Annotated in this window: 12 protein-coding genes; 5 read left to right on the top strand and 7 right to left on the bottom strand. The window is 45.3% G+C overall.

The window, feature by feature from the left end:
• The first annotated feature begins 133 nt into the window (after positions 1–133).
• The gene (locus QUA56_RS23850) at positions 134–1,105 is read left to right on the top strand and encodes an MvdC/MvdD family ATP grasp protein (protein ID WP_333362491.1); all 972 of its coding nucleotides are present in this window, start codon (positions 134–136) and stop codon (positions 1,103–1,105) included.
• A 135-nt stretch (positions 1,106–1,240) separates the two neighbouring features.
• On the opposite strand, the gene uvrA is transcribed toward QUA56_RS23850, so the two are convergent.
• The 4 genes from uvrA to QUA56_RS23830 all read right to left on the bottom strand — a co-directional run bounded on the left by uvrA (position 1,241) and on the right by QUA56_RS23830 (position 6,521).
• A complete protein-coding gene (uvrA, locus tag QUA56_RS23845; protein ID WP_333362488.1) occupies positions 1,241–4,204 on the bottom strand; it encodes an excinuclease ABC subunit UvrA in 2,964 nt (987 codons plus the stop codon).
• Between the two features lie 73 nt (positions 4,205–4,277).
• A complete protein-coding gene (locus QUA56_RS23840; RefSeq protein ID WP_445242945.1) occupies positions 4,278–4,733 on the bottom strand; it encodes a retroviral-like aspartic protease family protein in 456 nt (151 codons plus the stop codon).
• Between the two features lie 123 nt (positions 4,734–4,856).
• The gene (locus QUA56_RS23835) at positions 4,857–5,489 is read right to left on the bottom strand and encodes a 7-carboxy-7-deazaguanine synthase QueE (RefSeq protein WP_333362485.1); all 633 of its coding nucleotides are present in this window, start codon (positions 5,487–5,489) and stop codon (positions 4,857–4,859) included.
• A 333-nt stretch (positions 5,490–5,822) separates the two neighbouring features.
• On the bottom strand, positions 5,823–6,521 hold the full coding sequence (locus QUA56_RS23830; protein WP_333362483.1) for a class I SAM-dependent methyltransferase: 699 nt from the start codon (positions 6,519–6,521) through the stop codon (positions 5,823–5,825).
• Positions 6,522–7,494: 973 nt separating this feature from the next.
• Between QUA56_RS23830 and QUA56_RS23825 the strand changes: the two genes are divergently transcribed.
• The gene (locus tag QUA56_RS23825; protein WP_333362480.1) at positions 7,495–8,265 is read left to right on the top strand and encodes a hypothetical protein; all 771 of its coding nucleotides are present in this window, start codon (positions 7,495–7,497) and stop codon (positions 8,263–8,265) included.
• Positions 8,266–8,716: 451 nt separating this feature from the next.
• Positions 8,717–9,163, top strand: coding sequence for a hypothetical protein (locus tag QUA56_RS23820; protein WP_333362477.1), 447 nt, complete (start codon positions 8,717–8,719; stop codon positions 9,161–9,163).
• Between the two features lie 212 nt (positions 9,164–9,375).
• Here the strand turns inward: QUA56_RS23820 and QUA56_RS23815 are convergent, their stop codons facing one another.
• Both QUA56_RS23815 and QUA56_RS23810 read right to left on the bottom strand, forming a co-directional pair.
• Positions 9,376–9,930 (bottom strand): cyclic nucleotide-binding domain-containing protein, encoded by a 555-nt coding sequence (locus QUA56_RS23815; protein WP_333362474.1) that lies wholly within the window; start codon positions 9,928–9,930, stop codon positions 9,376–9,378.
• Positions 9,931–10,261: 331 nt separating this feature from the next.
• A complete protein-coding gene (locus tag QUA56_RS23810) occupies positions 10,262–11,254 on the bottom strand; it encodes a DUF1517 domain-containing protein (protein WP_333362471.1) in 993 nt (330 codons plus the stop codon).
• Positions 11,255–11,546: 292 nt separating this feature from the next.
• Between QUA56_RS23810 and hemB the strand changes: the two genes are divergently transcribed.
• Both hemB and QUA56_RS23800 read left to right on the top strand, forming a co-directional pair.
• Positions 11,547–12,530 carry a porphobilinogen synthase gene (gene hemB, locus QUA56_RS23805; protein ID WP_332983878.1) on the top strand — a complete coding sequence of 328 codons (984 nt, stop codon included), beginning with the start codon at positions 11,547–11,549 and terminating at the stop codon, positions 12,528–12,530.
• 686 nt (positions 12,531–13,216) lie between these two features.
• Entirely contained in the window at positions 13,217–13,705 is a 489-nt protein-coding gene (locus QUA56_RS23800; protein WP_190656314.1) for a GNAT family N-acetyltransferase, read from the top strand.
• Between the two features lie 274 nt (positions 13,706–13,979).
• On the opposite strand, the gene QUA56_RS23795 is transcribed toward QUA56_RS23800, so the two are convergent.
• Positions 13,980–14,915 (bottom strand): HAMP domain-containing sensor histidine kinase, encoded by a 936-nt coding sequence (locus QUA56_RS23795; RefSeq protein WP_333362469.1) that lies wholly within the window; start codon positions 14,913–14,915, stop codon positions 13,980–13,982.
• Between the last annotated feature and the right edge of the window lie 8 nt (positions 14,916–14,923).

The following is a 14,923-nucleotide window of genomic DNA, read 5'->3' as shown; positions in this document are numbered from 1 at the left end:
GGAGTGCGGGGCCTTCTATCGTACCCCTTTAAGGTGTTAGGGATTGTCAGTAGGAAAAGCCTGATGTGAAGCATCAATATCAGTTGACCACCAGACCTGATTTATCCCTCAAAAACGATGTGAGAAATTAAATATGCTCTTAATTTTTACGAATAAGCAGGATGTCCACAGTGATGAAGTTATTAGAAACCTATATAAAAAAGGGATTGAAGTTTTTCGGTTAAACTCAGAAGATTTGCTGAGAAAATATAAGATAAATCTTTACATTGATGAAAATGGTTTATGGAATGGAGAGATTACTGACGAACTTGGTAGAATATTAAATTTAGCCAAACTAAAAGTAGCATGGTTGAGAAAACCTGACTTTGATTTTTTTGGAAAAATTGATCGATCTACAGAGGAACAGTTTATCGCTTCAGAAACAAAAGCTTTTATCAATATACTATATTCTATACCCAGCATAAGATGGATAAACGATCCATTTATCGCCAATAAAGCGAAAGTTAAATTTCAACAACTTTTACTGGCCAATAAATACGGGGTCAAAATCCCCAAAACACTGATAACAACACAGCCAGAAACAGCCAAAGAGTTTTTTATAGAGTGCGGAGAAGAGGTTTTAGTTAAAAGCATTTATACTGGAAATGTGACCATCGATGGGCTCAATCAAGGAATCCCCTCAAGAAAGATTGGCAAAGATGATTTTTATAAATTCTATAAAAACATTTCTTTATCACCTACTCAATTGCAAGAATATATCGAAAAAGCTTTTGAATTAAGGATTACAATTATTGGTAAAAAGGTATTTGCCGTTAAAATTGATTCACAAGCCCATGAAGAGACCAAAATTGATTGGCGACTCCATACTCAAATTAATCCACATTCTATCTTTGAACTACCGGCAAAAATAGAAAAATTCTGCATCGCTTTTTTGGAGGAGCAAAAACTATTATATGGGGCGATGGATTTTATTGTGACTCCCAACAATGAATATGTGTTTTTAGAAAATAATCCTTTTGGTCAATACCTTTGGCTAGAAATAGAAACAAAAATACCATTAACGGAAGAGATTTGTAATTTATTAACAAGCTATCTTGATGCTTGATTACTGTTTTTTGGGCTTCACCCTTCGAGTATTTCAATTGTAGGGTGCGTCAGGTGAGTTTCTTAAACGATTATTGAAGGTTTAAATATCTGACGCACCTTACTAATTATGAGAATTGCGTAATTCCTGCTAGTATTAACTAACAGCTACAGCACTACCCAAAGGATGCTGCTGCAAAACCGCTTGCAAATACTTCCCAGTATAAGACCTCTGATTTGCCGCCACATCCTCCGGCGTTCCCGCCACAATAATCTCGCCGCCCTTATCTCCCCCTTCAGGCCCCAAATCGATCGCCCAATCGCAGCACCGAATCACATCTAAATTGTGTTCGATTACCAAAATAGAATTCCCCTTATCCACCAACCTTTGCAGCACATTTAATAAATGGTGAACATCATAAAACGACAAACCAGTCGTCGGTTCATCGATCAAATAAAGCGTCTTCCCAGTAGCGCGGCGCGACAGTTCCGTTGCCAATTTTACCCGCTGCGCTTCGCCCCCAGAAAGCGTCGGTGCCGGCTGTCCCAACTGAATGTAACCCAAACCAACATCAACCAAAGTTTGCAGTCTCGCGCCCGCCCTGGGAATATTTTTAAACATCCCCAAAGCTTCCTCCACAGTCATGTTCAAAACATCAGAAATCGACTTGCCTTTGTACTTAACTTGCAGCGTTTCTCGGTTGTAGCGCGCACCCTTGCAAACCTCACACTGCACGTAAACATCCGGCAGAAAATTCATCGAAATCACGTTCACGCCTTGACCGCCGCAAGCTTCGCACCTTCCCCCTTTGACGTTAAAAGAAAACTGCCCCGCTTTGTAACCTCTTGCCTTCGCTTCAATGCTTTCGGAAAACAAATCCCGAATCACATCAAAGACTCCCGTGTAAGTAGCGGGATTAGAACGCGGAGTGCGGCCGATGGGAGATTGATCGATGACAATTACCTTATCAACCACATCCTCTAGAGAGCGTTCGCCCTTCGTTTTGAGGGCGTCCATATCGGGCGGTAAAGGCACTTTTTTTGTGATATAGTGTTGCAGCGACGGGTACAGCAATTCATTGATTAAAGTTGATTTTCCCGAACCGGAAACCCCCGTCACGCAGACGAGTTTTCCCAGCGGAATTTCCACATCAATATTTTTTAAATTGTTGCGCCTTGCATTTGTGATTGAAAGAGCTTTGCCGTTGCCTTTTCTCCTTTCATTAGGAGTTTCAATTAGTCGCTTTCCAGACAAGTAAGCCCCGGTCAAAGATTCTTCAGCCGTTAGCAAATTTTCTAAACTTCCTTGCGATATAATTTTGCCACCGTGAACGCCGGCACCGGGCCCGATATCGACAATGTGGTCTGCCGCTCGCATGGTTTCTTCATCGTGTTCTACCACAATCAAAGTATTGCCTAAATCGCGCAATTTTGTTAAGGTTTGCAGCAGGCGAAAATTGTCTCTTTGGTGGAGTCCGATGCTGGGTTCGTCCAAAACGTAGAGAACACCCGTCAAACCAGAACCGATTTGAGTCGCCAGCCGAATTCGCTGGGCTTCTCCGCCAGAAAGCGTCATTGCTGCGCGGTCTAAAGTCAGGTAATCTAACCCGACATCGAGCAAAAATTGCAGCCTTGCTTTGATTTCTCTCAGGGCTAAATCGGATATTTGGAATTGCCGATCGCTCAATCCCAAATTATTTACTCGTTCGCGACATTCGCGAATCGAAATACTCGTTAAATCTACAATTCCGTACTGTCCCAACCGCACTGAAAGCGCCTCGGGCTTCAAGCGTTTGCCGTGACAAACCTCGCAAGAGCGATCGACCCGATACTGTTCCAACTTCTGCTTGATCAAATCAGAACCAGTATCATCGTACTGGCGCTGCAACATGAAAATCACGCCCTTAAAATCTCTCTTCAAATCGGTGGCGTTGCCGTCTCGCTTCTTACTTTCTGCGGTGCGCCTTTCCTCATTGCCGTACAAAATCACCCGCTGGTGTTCGGGCTTTAATCGATACCAAGGAGTGTCGATATCAAACCCGCAAGTATCAGCAATACTGCAAAGCAAAGAGAGATAATAAGAATTGTCTTTGTCTGACCAAGGCGCGATCGCACAATAAAGAGGTGCTTTCTCGTCGGGAATTACCAACTCCGGCGCAAAAGTCCGCAAACTCCCCAAACCGTGGCAGTTCTGGCACGCGCCGTAAGGCGAATTAAACGAAAATAACCTGGGTGAAAGTTCTTCCATTACCGCGCCGTGTTCGGGACAAGCAAAGTTTTCGGAAAATACCATCGGCCCCTGTGGTTCGGAATTTTCCTCCGTCGGTAACTCTTCAATTATTGCAATCCCCTCAGAATGGCGCAAACAAGTTGCCAGAGAATCAACTAAACGTTCTTCTAAACCGGGTTTTTTAATTAACCGATCGACAACTATCTCGATATTGTGCGTATGATTTTTATCTAATTCGATATTTTCCGAAAGTTCTAAAATTTCTCCGTTAACTTTGACGCGAATAAATCCTTCGGAAGCTAAACTCGACAATAATTTGCGGTGAGTGCCTTTTTTTCCCCGCACAACTGGTGCGAGAAGGTGAAAGCGAGTGCCGTCGGGAAGTGCCATAACTCGATCGCACATTTCATCAATTGTCTGCGGCGCAATGCAGCGATCGCAAATCGGACAGTGCGGTTCGCCAGCTCTGCCGTAGAGCAATCTGAGATAATCGTAAATTTCTGTAACAGTGCCAACAGTCGATCGCGGGTTGTGAGAAGTTGACTTTTGGTCGATCGAAATAGCCGGACTCAACCCCTCGATCGCGTCCACATCCGGTTTGTCCAACTGTCCCAAAAACTGGCGCGCGTAGGCGCTGAGAGACTCCACGTAGCGGCGCTGTCCCTCGGCAAAAATTGTATCGAAAGCCAGGGAAGACTTGCCAGAACCGGAGACACCAGTAAAAACGATCAGACGATCGCGCGGCAGTTCCAGATCGATATTTTTCAGGTTGTGCTGTCTCGCACCGCGAATCCGAATTGTATTTTGGCTGTTGGAGTTAGAAGGCGTCACATTATGCCCGTTGTGGGATGCACTTGGCTGGCTGTGTGAGGTTTCGGCGCGTTGGGACATGAGAGTAGTGCAAAACAGTGCTTAACCATCTTAGCGCTGCCTTTGGAATAGCTGGCATCCAAACTCAAGAATATCAAAGAATCGTCAAATAAGTTTCCGTCTGCCCGTCGGGCAAAACCTTCAATATTTGATTTTTCAAATCTATTTCAATTCCCAGCGCTTCCATCGGAAGCTTGCCCAAAAGCGCAGTTTTCCCTTCTGGTAATTCCACACAGTCAAAAGTCCCTTCGCGCCCGCACAGAGAAATTGAAGCATCTTGAAAAATCCTCGCTTCACTAATGCCAGTGCCTGTTTCCACAACCACTTGCTTGAGGATTTTCAAACCCAGTCGGGCGATGACATCTTTAGGCAAACACAAAGTTGTCGCGCCCGTATCCACTAAAACATTTTCTAGAGTGACAGAGCTGACTTGCTCGATCGGAATCAGACCATCTTCGGCTTTCCCTTCATCCAGCCGATTCGTAATTACTAAGGTTGTTGTAACTTTTCCCATTTGATTTTCAGTAGCTGCTTGCATTGCTTTCATCATATAATAAATTGGTGCTTTAATTTTAGCAGATATAAGATTTACTCACACAACTAAAGCAGCCTGCTTTATTGATAAAAACTTACACTTTCAGGTCGCTCGACCTATCAAAACCCCGGCCGCCAATTATTGCACGCCAATAAACTTGTGAGTTTGCAAAGATAGCCTGTAACTAGGATTTTGTTTTAGCAATTCCAAGATAATGGGAATTGCTGATTTTTGCGAGTTCCATTCAGGTTGCAAGAAAACCGGAATATTCACATTACTTGCCAAATGCTTGTGATAAAAATCCACTTCTTCGCCAGTGCTAACCACCAACTTAATCTCATTAGCTCTAGTCCATAAAAACTCTTGCACTGGATATTTAGAATTGACGTGTTCTTTAGGAGAAAGAGTAATCCAAGCCTGCGGGGAAACATCCAGCCAGCAAGCGCCGGAAGTTTCAATACTCACCTGCTTGTCAGCTTCTAACAAAGCTTCAACTAACTCAGGCAAATTCTGGTGAATGAAAGGTTCGCCGCCAGTAATTACCACTCTCGGAGACTGCAATTGAGCTAGCAATTGTGCGATCGACTGCGGCACAGACGGCAAACCTTGGCCCCCATTTGCGTAACCCGTGTCGCACCAAGGACACCGCACAGGGCAACCGGCCAATCTAATAAAATCTACTAAAGTCCCCGTCCAGTAACCTTCGCCTTGAACAGTACACTGAAAAGTTTCGTGAATCGGTAATTTTACCTGTAAATTTGAACCCAGCATTTGCGCCTCTGATTAACTAAAAAATAAATCATTCTGTAGGGTGTATATTGCACACCTTACTCTATACTTTTGAGTTTACACGATCCGCAATGCGTACCTTACTCTATATATAAAACTGACCGAAAGTAATTAGATCCGGGGCCAGAGGATTCATCCGTGGAGGGAGAAAAAAAGCTCCGAATCATCTTGTGTTCGCCCCCGGATTCATCCGTGGGGTCGATTCTAAAATCTAAAATCTAAAATCTAAAATCTAAAATCGATTGACTGGTATATTCTTGAATAATTAGCAGTTTGTGGCAATTTAAAAATGAACCACAAACCGCAAATAACTCTTTAATTATTCTGTTCGGGTTCCATCATAGTAGCCCAGCGACGTTTCAATGCCAAAGTCAGTCCGTCAGCAATCGGGACAACACTGAGAGTAACTCTCGGATCGTTGCGTAACTTGTCGTTGAAAGTACGAAGGGCGAGGGTACTTTCGTCTTGTACTTCAGGATCGGCAACTCGTCCAGACCACAGAACGTTGTCAATTACAATTAAACCGCCATTGCGTACAAGTTGCAGCGATCGCTCAAAATAAGCCTCATAATTTTCTTTATCGGCGTCGATGAAGGCAAAATCAAAGGTTCCTGCTTGTCCCTCGGCTATTAGTTTATCGAGAGTATTTATTGCTGGGCCTAACTGCAAAGAAATTTTGTTGGCGACACCTGCAGCTTCCCAATAACGTCGCGCGATCGCAGTATATTCCTCGCTGACATCGCAAGCAATAATCTGACCGTTTGAAGGCAGCGCTAAAGCTACGCACAGCGAGCTATAACCAGTAAAAACGCCTATTTCTAAGGTTTTTGTCGCTCCCATAAGCTGCACCAGCATCTCCATAAACTGACCTTGTTCGGGAGCTATCTGCATCATACCCATAGGATGCTTACCTGTTTCTTCCCGCAGTGAAGCGAGAATATCTGGCTCCCGCAGAGAAATAGATAACAGATAATCGTAAAGTTGATTTTCTAGGCCAAGAGTTGAGTTCGCCATCGGTTTGTCCTTCCTGCTGACTTTTTATTTGAGATTGTAGACGCGCAGTTAATGGAAATTGAAGACGGTAGAGTTAATTGTGGCACCTATTTTGCTGTGGGTGATGACTGGTTGCATTAGCAGTGTCTCCGTTACTAGAGAGGCTACTTGCAAAACACGCGATCGACCTTCCAATCAGTGTATCTCAGCCACAGGTGATTTAGCAGCTCTGCAAAAGAAAAGTGGACAGAGGGGAGCGTTTTGAGAGTGCTGTGTTCCTCCCCGAGGGTAACGCTACGAGCGGTACCAGTTCAAAAAAATGCAAGTGTATATAAGCTACAAACCCAGACACAATCAGTCATTTCCTATCTCAAATCTCACATCTTAAATCTTAAATATGAAATGGTATGAGTTGAGGAGAATGTGACTTAATCGCGATCGCTAATCGTTAATGACTAATTATTGAGGACTTACCCAGTCCTCACGAACAAACCGTTTCATTTAACTATGATTGATGGGTTAAAGCCCGTGTATTTTTCTCAAACAAACCAGGGGTTTGGAAACCATTGTGTCCCGGAGTATTACTAAGGAATGAGAATTAAATAACTTACACAAGTTTGTGGGTGGGCTCTTATAGCCCGCCCTTTTTTGGACGGGCGGGACGCCCATCCCACCATAACAATTAAAATTGTAAGTTATTTAATTCGCGATCCTAATTACTAATAAACGGGGTTTAATATGACGATTTCTTAACTGTCACAAGTTATTCCTACACACCTAAACAACCTACCCACAATCAAAACAACATTCCACGATGCAGGTAGAGCAAGTATTTGTGTGAAAAAAACTGCTTTCTGGCAACCCTGGCCCCACGCTGTTACAAATCACTAACGAACCAGGATTTATAGGACGATTACTTAACTGTCACAGTTTATTACTCAATACCTAAACAACCTACCCACAATCAAAACAACATTCCACCAAGGCGATCGCTATGTATTACACTTTTGCGGGTTTCGGTGCGGGCACTGGTCTATTTTTATTGTTAGTTTTTGCCATCCTGCAATGGCTGCACGTCTCCGCCGGCAGTTTTATTGATTGGGTAATTGCCATTGCTATTTTTGAATGGTTGTTGCTGATAGTTACAGTTCCTTGGAATATCCATTTTGAAGCTAAAGAAGTTTTAGCGCAAGCCGCAGAATCTACTAAAAAAAACATTGCTGTAGATCCCGAACAACTCAAATACGTTACTGTATTAGTTAGCCGATCGCTCTTTGTGGCGATCGCACTTCACCTGTTTAGCGCGATCGCACTTTACGCCCTAGCCGCCGCCGGAATTAGTGCTATTGGCTATCTCAGTTCCGGTGCTGCACTGCTTTTAACTGTACTGCGTCCAGCTATCCGAGGTTATCAGTATTTAGCCCAGCGGCTGACAAGTATCCGCCGCCAATTTTTGCACCCCCGCGAAGATATTGTCGAACTCCGCAGCCGCTTTGCAGAATTAGAATCTACAGTTAGAGATTTGACCGATCAATTAAGTTCAGACAATCCGAATTCGTGGGTAGCTGTCCAAAATCGGGAGCAACAGGCCATCAAAATACAATTAACTAATTTATCCGCATCTCTACAATCTTTGCAAGCGACAAATCAGGCAGAACACACTAAACTCAGAAGAGATGCAGAAAGTGCGATCGCCCAACTCACCGATGACGGACAATTTCTCAACCACGTCCGCGAAATCATCCGCTTCTATAAAGAAGCATAAAGTCAGTTGACAGTTGACTGTTGACAGTTGACTGTTGACAGTTGACTGTTGTCTGTTGACTGTTGTCATTAGTTACCAATGCCCGATGCCCGATGCCCAATTCCCAATTCCCTAGCTTTAGATAGATGTCAAAGACTTGCAGACTGTGAAACCTGCAATGAAGATAGAATTTTATCAGTCTTGAGGAAGACTCAATAAATGTATTTTTCATATAGCAACCGCCCTGACGGTTAGCACGTTCTTAATTCCTGAAACCCTTGCAGAAGATTGCTTCTTCCTTTTCTCCTAGATAAATAAAACCTTCTTCCTTCTTCCTGCTTCCTTCAACATCTGCTATAAAAGCAAGTTCTCGAAAACTATAACCAAAGATAGTTTGTGAATGAGCTAGCTTGGGCTTAATATTTAAACATAAGCCAAACATCTTTTTGAAAAGATAACTCAGGAATAAATCATGACTAATCGCCAACCAACACCGCCCGACGAAGAAATTAGCAAATCAACACCGTCAGACGAACAAATCGAAGCTAATATGGAAGCCCCCCACTACGACAGGGGCATTACTCCTGCTGAGACAGCAGCGCGGCAAGAACGCGAAGGCTCTAACTTCATGCACGCAACCACCGAAGGGAAGCAGAAAGGTACAAAAACCGACGACCAAACCGATGACGAAAGCATTAACACTACAGATGGTTATACAGTAGACAAAGAAGGTCTGGTTAACAATTACGCGATCGAACCCGAAATGTACGTCAACGAACCGGGCGATTTGAGAGAAAAAGAGGAAGCCGAAGCCCAAGAACGCGCTCGAATTCTCGCAGAAGTCAAAGATAAAAAAGGCGAGGAAGGAAAACTGACAGCGGAAGAAGACACCCGCGGTAAAGGGCCGGGAATTATCTAGATTGTGTGGTTGGTAGTTGCATTTGGGCGCGCGAGGTTGCAACTGCAAAGGAGGGGGTTTTATAGTTCCGGCAGTTCTTAATCGATCTTTCTGGTAAAACCCCCTCCTCTTTTGCTTTCGACTGCTGTTTTTTGAGTTGATAGTTTACATCCATCAATTACCCTATCAATTGGCAAGTTTTCACACCCAACTTAAAAAACCCTTAAAACTGCTCAAGCCCTAACATTTTCCCTCAGCCAATTAAACTTAGCCTGAGCTAGCGCCAAATTTTCCAAGACGCTAGGATTCACATCCTCCCGTTCAAATTCGGGTTTATCCAACTCTATATTGCGACCGTATTCTATATGTCTGATCGTACCGCGCATCCTGTCTGCCAGACACAGAGAAATTCCATAATAAAACCGGGAAGCAAAGCCCATATCTTGTTGAAGTTTGATTACTAACTGCCGCCTGGAAATTGCCAGCAAGTGAGTTTCTTCGACGGCCTTCACTGTGGCCAAAGGAGGGCGAGCGTCAATGAAAGAAACTTCTCCCACCAGTTCTCCGCTGGCTATTTTAGCGAGTTCTTTAGTCTGATCCGCTTCGATCAAAACGCTCAAACTCCCATTCAAAACGATGTATAGCGCATCGATCTGTCTCCCTTCATGGATCAAAATGGCGCCCGGAGCGAGAACTTCCTTTTTGCCTTTTTGGACGATCCAGTCGATATCATCGTTATTTAACTGGCTCAAAATGAAAAGTGCTTTTTTTCTGCTGCTGTCGGCCATAAGTTTAGCTCCCGATCGCTTCTTATTTATATAAAATTTAGAGGGCGCGCGGTTACAGCTTCTTCCGAAGCAGTCAGTCCTCGCTAAATACAGTTTTTTATCTTGCCTAACTTATTCGCAAAACGCTTCTAGGGCAGACCTTGCCAATAGCAGGTGAATCAGACTGAATAATAATCTCTCAATACTAGCATTTGTTGAACAATCTTTTTTTACTCGATCGACCTCGACAAAATCCTGTGAAATGCCCGTCTCAAAAATCATCGGGTTCGCCCGCACAGCTTTGGTACGGGCTCGGGCGCGGCAGACAATGCTCCGCGCCCAGTCTTGCTCGCTAAATCGATCGCAAATCAGGATAGCCCGCCAACATATCGTCAGCAGTCAGAGTGTCCCCGTTGGCTTGAGGAGTCCACAGCACCTCAACCGCCAGCAACTGCTCGCTCGATACTCCGCCAATCTGGCGCAAAGCTTGGCGCAAATCTTCAGAGTTTTTCACTGCTGGCAATTGCAGTTTACCTTCAGTACCGACAATCACCGTCACTACAATAAATTCCCCGGGCTCTGAATTCAAATCAGAAGCAACCAGCGCCCCATTTTCCTGCAAACCTGGCAGGATATTGCTGCTCCCTGCTTGCCGGAGCTGGTTGTTATAATTCGAGAGCGTTTCTTCAGTAAATTTACTGCGTTCTGCCAAAGAAAATTGATTAAACTTAGCTTCGGCTGCTTCCAAGCGAGTTTGCACAGATTCAGCGCCCGCGTAAACCCAGTATTCAGGATGCCGCAGCAGCGCCAGAGTAGATTCTTGCAGCACTTGAGCGCGACCCGCCGCTGTGTCGGTATCCGCTTTTAGCGCTAAGGAGTCGAGTTCGGCTTGCAAACCGCGGGCCTCTGCTAGCAAACCGACTTGCAAGCGGGCGACAGATACGGTGGTAGTGGAGGTGCTGTTGCCGAGTTCGTCAGTTCCGCCCCCGGCGCGGCGGAAGCTTTGGACGAGGAAATTAGCGATCGAAATAAAAATCAAAATCGAGAACAGGCCGCCAAACCCGCCTCCAAAGCCAAAAAACGGCAGCAAGAAGGGGAAACCGAAGCCGCCGCCAAAGCCGCCACCATAGCCGCCGGGGTAGTAACCCCCTCCCGAGGGCGCGTAAGTGCGACTAGGCGATGAGTAACTGCGCGCCGGAGCTCTAAAAGAGCCGCCGCCAATGCGTCCTCCGCTGCGGGCCGCCAGAGCTCCGTCAGCGTTACCGAGGGCTAGCGTCAGTACCAGACCGATCGCAAATAGTGATTTCAAAAGCGGTTTGATCTTTGAAATTAGTTGCTTGTACATAAGACCGTTACTATTCGATACATTTATAATTTACAGTCTATCCTCGCTTCTGGGCAGCCCGGTTGCAGGTATGAAGCCAGCGAGATATCCGTACCAACCGATCCCAGCACCGTTAGGGATCAGTCTGGGAACCAAACAAGGACTCTTTTTCCTGACTGCAAACAACAGACATCCCGACTTTCACAGAACTTTACTTAAGTACAGGGCGATCGGCCAACAATAAGCTTTAGACTTTTAAAGAAACGCCGCGAGTCCTAGAAAACAGGGCTTTATCTACCGTAAAAAAAACATTATGTTTCCAACTCACCGCCCCCGCCGCCTCCGCAACCATCCCCAACTCCGCCGGATGGTACGCGAAAATATCTTGACAACCAGCGATTTAATTTACCCTCTATTTGCCGTACCGGGGGAAGCTTTTGCTAAAGAAGTCACATCGATGCCGGGAGTTTACCAGCTATCGGTAGACAAAATAGTAGAAGAAGCAAAAGAAGTTTACGACCTCGGCATTCCCGCTATTATTTTATTCGGCATTCCCGCAGATAAAGACACAGACGCTACAGGTGCTTGGCACGACTGCGGCATCGTCCAAAAAGCGACCGAAGCAGTTAAAAAAGCCGTACCGGATTTAATCGTCATGGTCGATACTTGTCTGTGCGAATATACCAGTCACGGTCACTGCGGCTATTTGGAAGTCGGAGATTTAAGCGGCCGCGTCTTGAACGATCCGACACTAGAATTGCTGAAGAAAACCGCAGTTGCTCAAGCTAAAGCCGGTGCAGATATTATCGCACCTTCGGGAATGATGGACGGTTTTGTCGGAGCAATTCGCGAAGGATTGGACAGTGCTGGATTTGAAGATATTCCCATCATGTCTTACGCGGCAAAATACGCCTCAGCTTATTATGGCCCGTTCCGGGATGCGGCCGATTCTGCTCCGCAATTTGGCGATCGGCGCACCTATCAAATGGACCCGGGAAACGGCCGCGAAGCTCTTAAAGAAATTGCTCTCGACATTGCCGAAGGCGCAGATATGCTCATGGTTAAACCCGCTTTAGCTTACATGGACATCATCTGGCGCGTGAAGGAAGCAACTAACTTGCCAGTTGCTGCTTACAACGTTTCTGGAGAATATGCGATGGTGAAAGCCGCCGCCCTCAACGGTTGGATAGATGAAGAAAGAGTAGTGATGGAAACATTGACAGGATTCAAGCGTGCTGGTACCGATTTGATTTTGACTTATCACGCCAAAGACGCCGCCCGCTGGCTGCAAAACTGAGCCATTCTATTTTCTAGGACTGACGCACGATTGTTGAGAAACCGGGTTTTTTTATCAAAAGACCCGTTGTAGACCACCGAAACGATAAAAACCCGGTTTCTGGGCTGTAACTGACATTTTGCACCATTCTCAATTACTTGTTTAGGAACAGGCTTTCCGGCCTGTGAAGCGAGAGATAAATTTTCTCGCTTCACAGGCCGGAAAGCCTGTTCTTGACAATGGTGCAACATCTCAGCTTTAACGAAGTATGTTCGACAAAAAACCCGGTTTCTCTGTAGGCAAACTCTAAACCCATAGGGAGCATCCCAATTTGGTAAAAAGCGTTTTTTACGAGTGCGAGCGTCTCGCTCGCGGCATAGTTGCGAGTGCGAGCGTCTCGCTCGCGGCATAGGTTGCGAGCGAGACGCTCGCGATCCGCGCAGCGAGCGAGGACGCTCGCACTACATAATTCCGATGCTACCGGATTGGATATGAGTTATAAGTTGGGAATTTTGAGTCAATTTTTTTTTTCAAAATTGACCAAAAAGTATTAATAATTACCGAAATTAGTTAGAGAATATGTATGAATAAAAATAGTTTTGTAAATCGGGAATTCAATCATTGATTGTTCCCAAGCAAAATCAACTATACCCAGTAAGACAGTAAAAGTAACACACTTTAGATACAACTTGAAGGCACCGCAGAGCATGACATCAACGACTAGGGATTCCAGTCACATTCAATTTTGTATAGGTCGCGATCGCGCCGACATCGCACAGATCCAAGAACTATTTAAAGCCGCCGCCTTTTGGGCGAGGGAACGCAAGATAGAAGATTGGGAAATAGCGATCGCCAACAGCGAACCAGTTGTTACAGTTTGGGACGGCTCACGGGCGATCGGCTTTGCCAGAGCCACCTCAGACGGCATCTATCGAGCCACCATCTGGGATGTCGCCATTCACCCGGATTATCAAGGTGCAGGACTCGGCCGCAAATTAGTGCAAACCGTCTTGAGTCACCCTCGGATGTGCCGAGTAGAGCGAGTTTACCTGATGACAACTTACAAACAAAGCTTCTACGAGCGCATCGGTTTTCAGCAAAACGCTAGCACCACAATGGTACTTGAAAATCAGCTTCTAGAAGAGAATCTCGAATTAGAAATTAGCAACGGCGAATTGCTAACTGCTAATTGTTAAACAAGCACAAGATTTGCACCAAAATCAATATGTAGGGTGCTCTTCGGCGCACCTTACTACCTATCAATTACCCACAATCAGGACACGGCGCCGTGCCGTTTTCCTACAATTAATAGAGCGATAGTTACATCTCTTGCGAGCATGATGGCAAGAGAGTCCTCGCCCGTGCTATGATTATTTTGGGGTAGGGAAACGGCATTTCCGTGTCCTCGGTTACTCGTGCAACCGGAATTGATATTAATCCGTTACAAAGTCCGGTGCCGAACTTTCTCGATCACAAAGTTGCCAAAGGAATAGAACACTGAGTTCGGTTAAAATTGCACTCTTCGGAGTCAGAAAGCACGGCCAAAACCTCCAATTTTCCGTTCATCAAACTTAAAAGAGTCTGATTCATTAATAACCTCATTCCAGAAGACACCTTAGAATTATCGCTGCTCTTAGTAGCATCAGACTCCAAATCGTGCTTCAGCAAATCCCAAGACTCACTCCAAGCACTCACTGAACGCTGATCGTCCACCCAAATGTGAACGTATCCAGATTCCGGCGAAGAATGTGCCGAAACAGAAATACTCCCCTCCTCCATCTGAGCAACAGCAGTATCTACCAAATTGACTAAAACTTGCCTAAACCTCGGCCAATCTGCCAATACATAAATTCCGGGATCGGGTGGCAATATCTCCAAACGAATGCTGCGATTAGCAGCTTGCAAGTAAGTTAAATCATCAACTTCATCAAAAACCTTAGCTAACTGAATCGGCTCAATATCCATCGTTTCAGTGCCGTGTTCTGTTTTAGCAACAAAGATAATTTCATCTATCAATTTCACTAGCTTGAGTGCGGCTAGGTGAGCTTGCTCGACAAACTCTCGTTCCTCAGCAGGATCGTCGCACAAATCCGACAGAATTAATTGCAGCGTACCAATCATACTGCTCAGGGGCGATCGCAACTCGTGAGAAGTTCGAGCCAAAAAACCAGCCTTAAATTGACTCATCTCCGATGCCATCTGATAAGCCAATTGAGTTTGCTTAAGTTGCTCGGAAAGGGCATCAAACTCCTCTAAGTGAATTTCTTGAACAGGGGGCGGCACTTTGGGCGCAGGTTCGGGCGGTTGCGAGCTTTTTTGCCGCAGGCGCCAAATCAAACTGCTTCCCAAACCCAGCCCCAGTCCCATACCTAAATATATCAAGTCGCTCCAGCCGATCGGCGCCATATTGATTT

It is taken from the genome of Microcoleus sp. N3A4, from assembly GCF_036701805.1.
Taxonomy (GTDB): Bacteria; Cyanobacteriota; Cyanobacteriia; order Cyanobacteriales; family Microcoleaceae; genus Microcoleus.
This window is presented reverse-complemented; position numbering and strand designations above follow the sequence as displayed.